This is a genomic window from Roseateles saccharophilus (assembly GCF_031458095.1).
GTDB classification, from domain to species: domain Bacteria; phylum Pseudomonadota; class Gammaproteobacteria; order Burkholderiales; family Burkholderiaceae_C; genus Pelomonas; species Pelomonas saccharophila_A.
On sequence record NZ_JAVDXU010000001.1, the window covers coordinates 1,863,868 to 1,876,644 of the forward strand.

General features: G+C 67.8%; 11 protein-coding genes. 6 read left to right on the forward strand and 5 right to left on the reverse strand.

Going from position 1 to position 12,777, the window contains the following annotated elements:
• Positions 1–24 precede the first annotated feature (24 nt).
• Together J2X20_RS08615 and J2X20_RS08620 are read left to right on the forward strand one after the other, a co-directional pair.
• Positions 25–3,387, forward strand: a complete 3,363-nt coding sequence (locus J2X20_RS08615; protein ID WP_310263387.1) for a S41 family peptidase — start codon at positions 25–27, stop codon at positions 3,385–3,387.
• A gap of 114 nt (positions 3,388–3,501) precedes the next feature.
• Positions 3,502–3,933, forward strand: a complete 432-nt coding sequence (locus J2X20_RS08620) for an ExbD/TolR family protein (protein WP_310263391.1) — start codon at positions 3,502–3,504, stop codon at positions 3,931–3,933.
• Positions 3,934–3,984: 51 nt separating this feature from the next.
• On the opposite strand, the gene tyrS is transcribed toward J2X20_RS08620, so the two are convergent.
• Entirely contained in the window at positions 3,985–5,211 is a 1,227-nt protein-coding gene (tyrS, locus tag J2X20_RS08625; protein ID WP_310263393.1) for a tyrosine--tRNA ligase, read from the reverse strand.
• A gap of 224 nt (positions 5,212–5,435) precedes the next feature.
• Between tyrS and J2X20_RS08630 the strand changes: the two genes are divergently transcribed.
• Both J2X20_RS08630 and J2X20_RS08635 read left to right on the forward strand, forming a co-directional pair.
• Positions 5,436–6,821, forward strand: a complete 1,386-nt coding sequence (locus J2X20_RS08630) for a M23 family metallopeptidase (RefSeq protein WP_310263398.1) — start codon at positions 5,436–5,438, stop codon at positions 6,819–6,821.
• Positions 6,799–7,914 carry an anhydro-N-acetylmuramic acid kinase gene (locus tag J2X20_RS08635; RefSeq protein ID WP_310263401.1) on the forward strand — a complete coding sequence of 372 codons (1,116 nt, stop codon included), beginning with the start codon at positions 6,799–6,801 and terminating at the stop codon, positions 7,912–7,914. Before J2X20_RS08630 ends, J2X20_RS08635 begins: the two co-directional genes overlap by 23 nt.
• Here J2X20_RS08635 and mdtD read toward each other — a convergent pair.
• The 4 genes from mdtD to rplM form a co-directional block, all read right to left on the reverse strand.
• Positions 7,911–9,353 (reverse strand): multidrug transporter subunit MdtD, encoded by a 1,443-nt coding sequence (gene mdtD / locus J2X20_RS08640; RefSeq protein WP_310263402.1) that lies wholly within the window; start codon positions 9,351–9,353, stop codon positions 7,911–7,913. The two genes, J2X20_RS08635 and mdtD, sit on opposite strands and share 4 nt — an antisense overlap.
• Positions 9,354–9,412: 59 nt before the next feature.
• Positions 9,413–9,778 carry an iron-sulfur cluster insertion protein ErpA gene (erpA, locus tag J2X20_RS08645; protein WP_310263403.1) on the reverse strand — a complete coding sequence of 122 codons (366 nt, stop codon included), beginning with the start codon at positions 9,776–9,778 and terminating at the stop codon, positions 9,413–9,415.
• Positions 9,779–9,880: 102 nt separating this feature from the next.
• Positions 9,881–10,273: a 30S ribosomal protein S9 gene (rpsI, locus tag J2X20_RS08650; protein WP_310263405.1), complete on the reverse strand. Its 393-nt coding sequence runs from the start codon at positions 10,271–10,273 to the stop codon at positions 9,881–9,883.
• 9 nt (positions 10,274–10,282) lie between these two features.
• Positions 10,283–10,711 carry a 50S ribosomal protein L13 gene (rplM, locus tag J2X20_RS08655; RefSeq protein WP_119043837.1) on the reverse strand — a complete coding sequence of 143 codons (429 nt, stop codon included), beginning with the start codon at positions 10,709–10,711 and terminating at the stop codon, positions 10,283–10,285.
• A 210-nt stretch (positions 10,712–10,921) separates the two neighbouring features.
• Between rplM and J2X20_RS08660 the strand changes: the two genes are divergently transcribed.
• Together J2X20_RS08660 and J2X20_RS08665 are read left to right on the forward strand one after the other, a co-directional pair.
• Positions 10,922–11,725, forward strand: coding sequence for a GNAT family N-acetyltransferase (locus J2X20_RS08660; RefSeq protein ID WP_310263408.1), 804 nt, complete (start codon positions 10,922–10,924; stop codon positions 11,723–11,725).
• A 296-nt stretch (positions 11,726–12,021) separates the two neighbouring features.
• Positions 12,022–12,762, forward strand: coding sequence for a DUF2726 domain-containing protein (locus J2X20_RS08665; protein ID WP_310263410.1), 741 nt, complete (start codon positions 12,022–12,024; stop codon positions 12,760–12,762).
• Positions 12,763–12,777 lie beyond the last annotated feature (15 nt).

A 12,777-nucleotide genomic window follows, 5' to 3' on the forward strand; every position in this document is an offset into this window, starting at 1 on the left:
TCGCGCTACTTTCAGGAGAGCTGAATGCCCCGTTTGCGTTTCGCCGCCCTTGCCGCCGCCCTATGCGCCACCAGCGCCTGGGCCGGTAGCAACGGCTTCTACCGCCAGCCCGCCCTCCAGGGCGACCAGATCTATCTCGTGGCCGAGGGCGACCTCTGGCGCGTCGGCACCCAGGGCGGCGCCGCCCAGCGCCTGACGACGCACAACGGCCAGGAAAGCCAGCCGGCCGTCTCGCCCGACGGTCAGTGGCTGGCCTTCACCGGCCAGTACGACGGCGGCACCGAGCTCTATCTGATGCCGGTGGCCGGCGGCCCGCCCAAGCGCCTGACCTGGGAAGGCGGCGGCATGCGTGTCTGGGGTTTCACGGCCGCTGGCGAAATCCTCTACACCGGCCTGGACAGCCGCCCCGGCTCCCAGCTCTTCGCCATCGACGTGAAGACCGGCCAGCGCCGCCAGTTGCCCGTCGGCCAGGCCAGCGACGCCGCCCTGAGCGCCGACGGCAGGACGCTCTACTTCACGCGCGGCGGCCTGCGCGGCGACAACGCCCGCCAATACCGCGGTGGCGGCATCTCCAAGTTGTGGGCCCTGGATCTGCAGGACAAGGCCGAGGCCAGGCCGCTGATCGCCGAGGGCAACAACGACCGCCGGCCCCTGCCCTACCGCGTCGGTGCTGCGGAGCGCATCGCCTTCCTGTCGGACCGCGATGGCACGGTCAATCTCTGGTCGGTGGACAGCCGCGGCGGCGACCTGCGCCAGCACACCACCCACAAGGGCTGGGACATCCGCCATGCGTCCATCGACGGCACGCGCGTCGTCTATGCCCTGGGCGCCGATCTCTACCTCGTCGACCTGGCGCAGTCCGTCGCGCCGAAGAAGCTCGACATCAGCCTGGGTGGTGACTTCGACCAGCAGCGCGAGCGCTGGATCAAGAAGCCCCAGGATTTCCTGACCGACACCGCCTTCGCGCCCAACGGCGAGCGCGTGCTGCTGGCCGCGCGCGGCCATCTCGCCACGCAGGGCGTGCAGCAGCTGCGCCGCGCCGAGCTGGCCCAGCCGGCCGACGGCCGCTGCAAGCAGGGTGAATTCAGCAGCGACAGCAAGAGCGTGTTCGCCTTCTGCGACTTCAGCGGCGAGCAGGAGATCTGGCGCTTTGCCGCCAATGGCAGCGGCCAGCCCGAACGCATCACCCATGGCGCACCGGCCCAGCGCCGCGAATTGCTGGCTTCGCCCGACGGCCGCTGGCTGGCCCATACGGACAAGGAAGGCCATATCTGGCTGACCGACCTCAAGGCTCCCGCCGGCCCCGCCAACACCCGCGAGGTCGGCCGCAGCCAGCTGCCCAGCGCAGCGAAATTACTGGCCTGGAGCGCCGACGGCCAGACCCTGGCCTGGATGCTGCCGCTGCGCAACGCCGACCGTGACCAGTTGCAGCTCTTCCACATTCCCGACGGCCGCACGCACACGCTGACCTCTGACCGCTACGACGCCGGCGGCGCCGCCTTCAGCCCCGATGGCCAGTGGCTCTACTTCGCCTCCAACCGCAACTTCGCAACGACGGCCAATGGCAGCCCCTGGGGCGACCGCAACACCGGCCCCTTCTTTGGCTTTCGCAGCAAGCTCTACGCCCTGGCCCTGCAGCCCGGCCTGCGCTCACCCTTCGCGCCCAAGGACGAACTGGAATCGGTTGTCGAGAAGAAGGCTGACGAGCAGCGTGCCCAGGACCGCAAGGCCACCGACAAGGACCCGACCGAGCGCAAGCCTGACGACAAGGACGGCAAGGACGCCAGCAAGAAGCCCGAGGAGAAGAAGAGCGCGAAGCCCTCCATCGTCTTCGAAGGCCTGGCCGAGCGCCTCTACGAACTGCCCGTGCCGGCCGGCAGCTACCGCAGCCTGCGCGTGGACGGCAAGCGCCTGTGGTTCCTGGACCGCGACCTGGAGAACAAGAGCCAGCTCAAGTCCATCGCCATCGACAACCAGGGCGGCCCAGCCGAGATCCTGGCCAGCGATGTGCGCGACTACGACCTCAGCGCCGACGGCAAGAAGCTGATGGTCGTGCGCAACCAGCCCGCCGGTGCGGCGCCCGAGGTCCTCATCGTCGAGGCCGCACCCAAGCTGCCGACCGACCTCGCCAAGCTGCAGGTGCGCTGGAGCGACTGGCAGATCGCCACCCAGCCGCGCGCCGAATGGAAGCAGATGTTCGTGGACGCCTGGCGCATGCACCGCGACCACTTCTACGACAAGGCCATGCATGGCGTCGACTGGGCGGCCGTGCGCGCCAAATACGAGCCCCTGGTGGAGCGCGTGACCGACCGCTACGAGCTCGCCGAGCTGATGGCCCAGATGGTCAGCGAGCTCGGTGCCCTGCACAGCCAGATCGGAGCCGGCGACACCCGGCCGGCGCCGGACGAGCCCGGCCTGGCCGGCCTGGGCGGCCGCTTCTCGCGCGCGCCGGGCGGCTGGCGCATCGATGCCATCTACGGCCATGAGGCCGAGCTGCCAGCCGAGGCGCCACCGCTGGCCGCCGCCGGCGTCAACCTGAAGGTGGGCGACATCATCACCACCCTCAATGGCCGCCCCACGGCCGACGCGCCGCACATCCTGGACATGCTGCGCGGCCAGGCCGGCCGCCAGGTATTGCTGGAGGTGAAGCAGGCCAATGGCAAGACGGTGCAGCGCATCGTCACGCCGGTGGCGCAGACGCGCGAGAACCAGTTGCGCTACAACGACTGGCGCGTCAGCCGCGCCCGCACGATCGAACAGCTGGGCCAGGGCCGCATCGGCTATGTGCATCTGCGCGCCATGGGCCCGGCCGACATCGCCGACTTCGTGCGCGAGTTCTATGCCGCCAGCGACCGCGACGGTCTCATCATCGACGTGCGATACAACAACGGCGGCAACATCGACAGCTGGATTCTCGAGAAGCTGCTGCGCCGCGCCTGGGCCTTCTGGCAGCCGCGCTCGCCCGACGGCGCGTCGGTCTATCCGAACATGCAGAACGTCTACCGCGGCCACACCGTGGTGCTGATGAACGAGGACACCTATTCCGACGGCGAGACCTTTGCCGAAGGCTTCAAGCGCCTCAAGCTCGGCCCCGTCATCGGCAAGCGCAGCTCGGGCGCGGGCGTGTGGCTGTCGGACGGCAACCGCCTGCTGGACAACGGCATCATGCGCGCCGCCGAGAACGGCCAGATCGATGCCGAAGGCCGCTTCCTCATCGAGGGCATAGGCGTGACGCCCGACATCGAGGTCGACAACCTGCCGCGCGCGACGGCGATGGGATTTGATGCCCAGCTGGACGCGGCGCTGGCGGAGCTGAAGCGGCGCATCGCGGCCGAGCCGGTCCAGCCGGTCAAGCCCGGCGCCTATCCGCGGCCCGTGAAGCCGTGAGTTGCAGGGAGGCCGCGGCCTCCCTTTGCTTTTGCGCCCAAACTGGCATCATGGATCGCAGCCCCGTCATCCCGACGCTCGGCATGGATCCTGGGAGGCCTTATGGGTTTAGGAATGAAGCTCGCGACCGCGTCCGGCAGTACCGAACCCCAAGCCCTGATGGAGGTCAACACGACGCCATTGATCGATGTGATGCTGGTGCTGCTGGTGATGCTCATCATCACCATCCCGATGCAGCTGCACTCCTTCGGGCTGGATATCGGCGGCAGCCCTCCTGCCGCGAATCCGCCCAAACCCGTCGTGCATGTGGTCTCCATCGACTTCGACGGCACCGTCTACTGGGATGACCAGGCCCTGAACGGTCGTGCCGCCGTCGACGCCAAGATGCAGGAAGTGGGCGCCCTGGCGGCGGCCAACCAGCCCGAGGTGCATATCAAGCCGAACAAGCTGGTGGACTATGGGGTCGTCGCCGCCGTCATGAGCTCGGCGCAGAGCCACGGCGTCAGGAAGATGGGCGTGCTCGGCAACGAGCAGCTCGCCAGCTAGCCGCCCGATCCCGTCGCGAGCAAAAGGGAGGGCGCGGCCTCCCTTTTGTTTTCAGCTCAGCACGACCCGCGCAAACTTGCGCTTGCCCACCTGCAGCACATGCTCGCCGGCATCGAGCTTCAGGCCCTTGTCAGAGATCACCTCGCCGCCACGGCGCACGCCGCCCTGCTCGACCATGCGCAGGCCTTCACCCGTCGATGCGACCAGGCCGGCGGCCTTCAGCACCTGGGCCAGGCCCATGGGCGCGCCGTTGAGTTGCACCTCGGGAATGTCGTCCGGAATGCCGCCCTTGGCGCGGTTGTTGAAATCGGCCTCGGCTGCATCCGCGGCGGCCGCGCTGTGGAAGCGCGCCGTGATCTCCTTGGCCAGCATGACCTTGGCGTCCTTCGGATTGCGGCCTGCCTGGACCTCAGCCTTCAACGCGGCAATTTCGCCGAGAGACTTGAAGGACAGCAGCTCGAACCACTTCCACATCTGCACGTCGCTGATCGACAGGATCTTGGCGAACATGGTGTTGGCCGGCTCGGTGATGCCGATGTAGTTGTTCTTGGACTTGGACATCTTCTCGACGCCGTCCAGGCCCTCCAGCAGCGGCATGGTCAGGATGCACTGCGGCTCCTGGCCGTATTCCTGCTGCAGATGGCGGCCCATCAGCAGGTTGAACTTCTGGTCGGTGCCGCCCAGCTCCAGGTCGGCCTTCAGCGCCACCGAGTCATAGCCCTGCATCAGCGGGTAGAGGAACTCGTGCACCGAGATCGGCGTCTGGGCCGCGAAGCGCTTGGTGAAGTCGTCGCGCTCCATCATGCGGGCCACCGTGTACTTGCTGGCCAGCTGGATCATGCCGGCCGCGCCCAGCGGCTCGCTCCACTCGGAGTTGTAGCGAATCTCGGTGCGTGCCGGGTCCAGCACCAGCTTGGCCTGGGCGTAATAGGTCTCGGCGTTGGCCTGGATCTGCTCCTTGGTCAGCGGTGGGCGGGTGGCGTTGCGGCCGGACGGGTCGCCGATCAGCGAGGTGAAGTCGCCGATCAGGAAGATGACCTGGTGACCCAGGTCCTGCAATTGGCGCATCTTGTTCAAGACCACCGTGTGACCGACGTGGATGTCGGGCGCCGTCGGGTCCAGGCCCAGCTTGATGCGCAGCGGCACGCCCGTTGCGGCCGAGCGGGCCAGCTTCTTCGTCCATTCCGCCTCCGGCAGCAGCTCATCCACGCCGCGGCGCGTGACAGCCAGGGCTTCGAGGACGGCATCGGTGATGGGGAATTGCGGGGCGTCGGACATGGCGCATCGGCGCCTGGCAGCTAACCAGACGAAACGTTAAGTTATTGATCCATCGGGGTTAACCGGCATGCCAGGTAGGACAAAGCCGTTAGAATTCACCCTTCGTTTTGGGGGTGTTGTTTCAACACAACCAATCCAGGGATTTTAAGGGCCGCCCACGAGCGGCCTGCGCGCGGAACCGGCTCGGCCGGGATTGCCCCAGCGACAACCCCGGGAAACCGAGAGTGACCGTTCAGAATCGTCTCCAGCAACTCCAAGCCAGCCTGCAGCGCGCCGAGGCCTTCGCCGCCAAGCACCCGCGCGCACTGACGGCGTCCGTCGTCGGCGCCCTGAGCTGTTTTGCCGTGACCGCCTTCGGCATTGCGCCGCTGGCCCCCGATGCGGCCCAGCTGCCCAAGCGCACCCTGGTCGAAGCCATCGCCACGCCCGACATCGAGAGTCAACTCGATGAACTGGCCGCCCATGCCGTCGGCCTGACCCGCGCCGAGGCCACCCGCTCCAGCGACACCCCCGACAGCCTGCTCAAGCGTGCCGGCGCCTTCGACCCGGCCGCCGCCGCCTTCCTGCGCAACGACCCGCTGGGCCGCCGCGTGCTGCAGGGCCGCGCCGGCAAGATGGTCCACCTGACGGCCGACGCTTCGGGCCAGGTGCAGCAGATCGTCGTGCGCTCGCCTGCCGAGAAGGTCGAGCAGCAGGGGAGTCACTTCACCCGCCTGACCATCGAGCGCGTCGGCGGCCGCTTTGTCGCCCGCACCGAAACGGCACCGCTGCAGGCGCAGGTGGCCCTGGGCAGCGGCACCATCCGCACCTCGCTGTTCGCCGCAACCGACGACGCCAACATCCCTGACGCCATCGCCTCGCAGATGGCCGACATGTTCTCGGGCGACATCGACTTCCACCGCGAGCTGCGCAAGGGCGACCGCTTCAGCATCGTCTACGAAACGCTGACGGCCGACGGCGAACCCGTTCCATGGGACGGCGGCGTGGGCCGCCTGCTGGCGGGCGAGTTCACGAACAACGGCCGCACCTATTCGGCGGTCTATTTCAAGGACGGCGTCACCGGCAAGAGCAGCTTCTTCGGCTTCGACGGCACAAGCAAGCGCCGCGCCTTCCTGGCCAGCCCGATGGAGTTCTCGCGCATCACCAGCGGCTTCGCGATGCGCCTGCACCCCATCATGAACACCTGGCGCCAGCACAACGGTGTCGACTACGGCGCGCCGACCGGCACGGCCGTGCGCTCGGTGGGCGACGGCACGGTCGAGATGGCCGGCTGGCAGAACGGCTTCGGCAACGTCGTGCAGGTGCGCCACAGCGGCGACCGCAGCACGGTTTACGCCCACCTGAGCCGCATCGACGTCAAGAAGGGCCAGCGCATCGAGCAGGGCATGAAGCTCGGCGCCGTCGGCATGACGGGCTGGGCGACCGGCCCGCATCTGCACTTCGAGTTCCGTGTCGGCGGCCGCCACATGGACCCGCGCACCATCGCGAAGGCTTCCGAAGCCGTCACGCTGCCGGGTTACGCCAAGTCGCAGTTCCTGCAGACCGTCGCCAGCGTCAAGACCCAGCTGGCCGTGGCCGAGACCATGGATGGCGTCTCCGCAGCGGACTGAAGCCCCCCGGCTCTTCATCGGGCTGATGTCGGGCACCTCGCTCGACGGCGTTGATGGCGTCCTCTTCGACGCCGACGCGCTGGCCGTCACCGGCCATGTGCACGCCCCCTTCTCGCATGCGCTGCGCGACGAACTGCTGGCGCTGAACAGCCCCGGCGACAACGAGCTGCATCGCGCCGCCCTGGCCGCCAATGCGGTGGCCCGTGCCTATGCCGACGTCGTCTCGCAGCTGCTGGAAGCCACGGGCACGCCGCGCACCCAGGTTGCCGCCCTCGGCGCCCATGGGCAGACCGTGCGCCACCGCCCGGACGGCTTCGACGGCTACACCACCCAGCTGCTGAACGGCGCCCTGCTGGCCGAGCAGGCCGGCATCGACGTCATCTGCGACCTGCGCAGCCGCGATGTCGCCGCCGGCGGCCAGGGTGCGCCCCTGGTGCCGGCCTTTCATCGCGCCGTGTTTGGTGCGCAGGGCCAGGACGTCGCCGCCCTCAATCTCGGCGGCATCAGCAATCTCAGCCTGCTCTTTGCCGATGGCCGCACCGGCGGCTTCGACTGCGGACCGGCCAACTGCCTGATGGACGGCTGGATTGCCCGCCACCGCGGCCTGGCCTACGACGCCGACGGCGCCTGGGCCGCGACGGGCCAGGTGCTGTCCGGGCTGCTGGCGGCCCTGCTGGCCGAGCCCTGGCTGGCGCTGCCACCGCCCAAGAGCACCGGCCGCGATCTCTTCCATCTCGGCTGGCTGGAGCAGCGCCTCAGCGACGGCCAGGCGCCCCAGGATGTGCAGGCCACGCTGCTGGAACTGAGCGCCCGCTGCGTGGCCGACGCGCTGAAGGCGCAGATGCCTCAGGCCCGAACGCTGATCGCCTGCGGCGGTGGCGCGCTCAACGGCGCCCTGATGCGCCGCCTGGCCGCCCTGCTGCCCGGCGTCGCGGTGCAGAGCAGCGCCGAACGCGGCCTGCCGGTCGACCAGGTCGAGGCTGCTGCCTTTGCCTGGCTGGCGCATCGTTTTGTCGAACGCCTGCCCGGCAATCTGCCGGCTGTCACCGGCGCGGCCGGGCCACGGTCGCTCGGCGCCCTCTATCCGGCCTAGCCGGCTTCCACGTCCTGTTCACGGTTCGCCGCCGTCGCGGCGCTGTCGCGTTCGTCGAGCTGCCAGAAGATGGCGGCCGAAGCCATGGTGATCAAGGCCATGCAGACAAAGGTGGCGCGGAAGGTCTGCAGGGTCTGCACGCCGTCCATGCCGAAGTGGGCCGTGAAGGCCGCCAGCACCGCGCCCGCCGCCGCCACACCCATGCCCATGGCCAGCATCTGCACCATGGACAGCAGGCTGTTGCCGCTGCTGGCCGTGTCGGGCCCCAGGTCCTTCAGCGTCAGCGTGTTCATGGCCGTGAACTGCATGGAATTGACGGCGCCGAAGACGGCGAGCTGCAGGATGTTCAGCACCAGCGGCTGGCCCGGCGAGACGAGGGCAAAGCTCGCCATCGCGAGCCCGACCAGCAGGGTGTTGACGGTCAGCACGCGGCGGTAGCCGTGGCGGATGATCAGCGGCGTCGTGATGCGCTTCACCGACATGCTGGCCAGCACCACGGGCAGCATCATCATGCCGGCCTGGGCGGGCGAGTAGCCCAGGCTCACCTGCAGCAGCAGCGGGATCAGGAAGGGCATGCAGGAACTGCCCAGGCGCGAGAACAGATTGCCCAGCAGACCGATGCGCAGCGAGCCGACGCGAAACAGCCGGGGCGAGAACAGCGGGTCGGGCCGGCGCAGTGCATGCAGCCAATAGGCCGTCAGGCTGGCCAGGCCGAAGATCATCAACAGCAGCACCGAAGCCTGGCGCAGGCCCAGGCCGGACAGGCCGTCCAGGGCCAGCGAGATCGCCACCATGCCGAAGGCCAGCAGCAGATAGCCGGCCAGGTCAAAGCGCCCGGTGGAGACGGGTGCCGGTGCCGGCATATAGCGCAGCGTGGCCAGCGCGCCGATGACGCCAACCGGCACGTTGATGAGGAAGATCCAATGCCACGACGCCACCTCAACGAGCCAGCCGCCCAGCGTCGGGCCGATCAGCGGGCCGACCAGGCCGGGGATAGCGACAAAGCTCATCGCCTGCAGGAAGCGCTCGCGCGGGAAGGTCCTCAGCACGACGAGGCGCCCCACCGGCAGCAGCATGGCGCCGCCCGCGCCCTGCACGACACGCGCGGCGACGAGCATCGTCAGGCTGGGCGCCAATGCGCAGAGCACGGAGCCGATCACGAACAGCACGATGGCGCCGATATAGACGCGCCGTGTGCCGAAGCGGTCGGCCACCCAGCCCGTGGCCGGGATCAGCATGGCCATGGTCAGCGAGTAGGCGACGACGACGGACTGCATGCGCAGCGGGCTCTCGCCCAGGCTGCGCGCCATCGCCGGCAGGGCCGTGTTGACGATGGTGGCGTCCAGCGTCTGCATGAAGAAGCCGAGGGCCACCAGCCACAGCAGCATGCGCTGGTCGCGCTCGTGCTGGAGGTCCGGCGTGGGCAAGGGAGATGCCATGGCTCAGAAAGCGAAAAACCGCCCGAAGGCGGTTTTTTGGAGGGGTGGTCAGCGCACGCTCAGACCGAGAAGCTGGAACCGCAGCCGCAAGTGGTCGTGGCGTTGGGGTTCTTGATGACGAACTGGGCACCCTGCAGGTCTTCCTTGTAGTCGATCTCGGCGCCCATCAGGTATTGCAGGCTCATCGAGTCGATCAGCAGCGTCACGCCGTTCTTCTGCATCTGCGTGTCGTCTTCGTTGACGGCCTCGTCGAAGGTGAAGCCGTACTGGAAGCCGGAGCAGCCACCGCCCTGCACGAAGACGCGCAGCTTCAGGTCCGGGTTGCCCTCCTCGGCCACCAGGTCGCGCACCTTGTCGGCGGCGCTGTCGGTGAAGACCAGGGGCACGGGAATGTCGGTGACGGGGGTATCAAGCACGGCGCTCATGGCGTGGGCTCCTGTGAATCTGTCCAGAGACGAATATGGGGATTGTCGGCGCAAAAACAAAAGGCCGCTTGGGAGCGGCCTTTTGTGTCCAAAGCGTATGAATTAACGCTTGGAGAACTGCTTGCGGCGACGGGCACCGTGCAGACCGACCTTCTTACGCTCGACTTCACGCGCGTCACGCGTGACGAAGCCGGCGCGGCTCAGTTCGGGCTTCAGGGCTGCGTCGTAGTCGATCAGCGCGCGGGTGATGCCCAGGCGCAGGGCGCCGGCTTGACCCGATTCGCCACCACCGTGCACGTTCACCTTGATGTCGAAGGCCTCGCCATTGTTCGTCAGCAGCAGGGGCTGCTTGGCGATCATGATGGAGGTCTGACGACCGAAGTAGGTGTCGATGGACTTGCCGTTGACGATGATCTGGCCCGTGCCCTTCTTGATGAAGACGCGAGCAACCGACGACTTGCGGCGACCAGTACCGTAATTCCAATTTCCGATCATGGCCGTTCCTTAGATCTCGAGAGCCTTGGGCTGCTGGGCGGTGTGCGGGTGCGAGGGACCTGCATAGACCTTCAGCTTCTTGACCATGGCGTAACCCAGCGGGCCCTTGGGCAGCATGCCCTTGACGGCCTTCTCCAGCGCGCGGCCGGGGTGCTTGGCTTGCATGTCCTTGAACTTCGTGGCGTAGATGCCGCCGGGGAAGCCGCTGTGACGGTAGTACACCTTGTCGGTGGCCTTGTTGCCGGTCACACGGAGCTTGTCGGCATTGACGATGACGATGAAATCACCGGTGTCGACGTGAGGCGTGTAGATGGCCTTGTGCTTGCCGCGCAAACGGAGTGCCACTTCGCTGGCAACACGTCCGAGCACCTTGTCGGTGGCGTCAATCACAAACCACTCGTGCGTCACTTCGGCCGGCTTGGCGCTGAAGGTCTTCATGAGAGTAGCTTTCGCTGTGCCGGCCCCTCAAATCAAGAAGCCGGCGATGGATGGCTGAATACTGCCGGCCTCGGTGCTGCGTCTGTTGCACAGCCTCTCGACACGGATCTTTCCCGCAGCCTTTTGACGGAAAAGCCCACGAGTGTACCAGCGCCGCCGGTGGTTTGGAAAGGCTCGACGCGTTAACCTTGTCATACCCGCAGGCCCACCATGCCCAAGCCCCCGCCCGCCATCCCTGATGCGCCCGCCGAACTCACGGCGGACTGGGATCACGAGCTGGCGGCATTCGGCCCTGACCCGAATGCGCCGGCCGCTGCGCCACCCACGGAGGCCCCGGGCCCGCTGGCCAGCGCCCGCGCCGCGCTGGAGAGGCTGTCGACCTGGGTGCCCATCCGTTCCCTGGCCCGGCGCCACCGGCGCCGCATCATCGACCACCTGCTGGCCCTCGACCCCCAGGACCGCTATCTGCGCTTCGGCTATCCGGCGTCCGACGAGCAGATCCGCAAATATGCGCTGAGCATCGATTTCGCCCGGGACGAGGTGCTGGGCATCTTCAACCGCCGCTTGCAATTGATCGCCCTGGCCCATCTGGCCTACGCCCAGCCGCTGCTCGGCGGCGAGCCCGAGCGGGCGATGGCCGAGTTTGGCGTCTCCGTGCTGCCGCAGTCGCGCAGCCGCGGCCTGGGCAGGCGGCTTTTCGACGCCGCCGGTCTGCACGCCCGCAACCGCGGCGTCGACACCCTCTTCATCCACGCCTTGAGCGAAAACCGCCCCATGCTGCGCATCGCGGCGGCCGCCGGCGCTCTGGTCGAGCGCGACGGCGGCGAATCGGCGGCCTATCTGCGCCTGCCGCCGGAATCGTTTGGTTCGCAGGTCGAACAGGCACTGGAGCGTCATCTGGGCGAGCTGGACTTCCAATTCAAGCGCCAGGCCCAGGTGCTCAGCGAGTTCGTCGACAGCGTGGCCGAGGTCAAAGCCCATTTCGAATCCTCGGGCCGCGCCGCCAAGGAATAAATGACGGCCTGACGGTCGTTTGCGAGCGCCTTCAACCCCTTAGCCCGGGGGCATCGGGGCTAGCGAGTAATGTCTTTTGGGGACGTTGCGCTTACATTGACCGTCCATTGCGCCGCGAAACAACAGGTCGGCGTCATCCGCCGTCCTCCCTGAGGGATATGCCGTACGCCATCTACTGGATCGCCGCGCTGGCTGTTTGCGTCCTGGGTCTGGCCATCAGCCTGATCTGGGCGCTGCGCCGACCTGCGTACGCCAATAAAGGCTTGCCGGCGGAGTGGTCACTCACAGCACGACCGGTGTTCACGACCGACGAGCGGCGCGTCTTCCGCCTGCTGCGCGAAGCCCTGCCCCATCACGTCGTGCTGTCCAAGCTGCCGCTGGTGCGCTTTTGCCAGCCGACCGAGGCCAAGGAGGTCCGTTACTGGTTCGACCTGCTGGGCGCCTCCCATGTCACCTTCGCCGTCTGCAGCCCCAACGGCCGCGTGCTGGCCGCCATCGACCTGGAAGGCGAACGCGGCGTGACGCCGCGCAGCCTGCAGATCAAGCATGCCGTGTTGTCGGCCTGCCGCGTGCGCTATCTGCGCTGCGCCATGGATCAGCTGCCCAGCGTCGCCGAACTGCAGCTCCTCGTGCCGCAGAGCAGCAATTCGCGCGGCCCGCTGCCGGCGCCGGCCAGCACGGCGCCTCCGTCGCGACGCCGCATGGGCGGCAGCGAGGACGAATTCGGCAGCGACTGGGGCCAGTTCTCCCAACCCCTGCCGCTGTGGCAGGACGCCGGCGTCTTTGGCGGCAGCAACGACGGCTATGGGGATCGGGAGCGGGAGCGCGACCGCCATTACCCGCGCGCGCAGCCGCATCAACCGGCTCCGCCGCAGCCGCAACGCCGCCTGCCCCAGCGCAACCTCGACACCGCACGCTACAACCCGCGCAGCCTGCCGGTGCTGGATGACGCCGACGAGGAGGCCATGATGGACGACATCGTCGGTGTCGTCGTCGATGCGCCGCGTTACGCAACTCAGCGCCCACGCAGGGGCTGATCGCAACCGGCGACA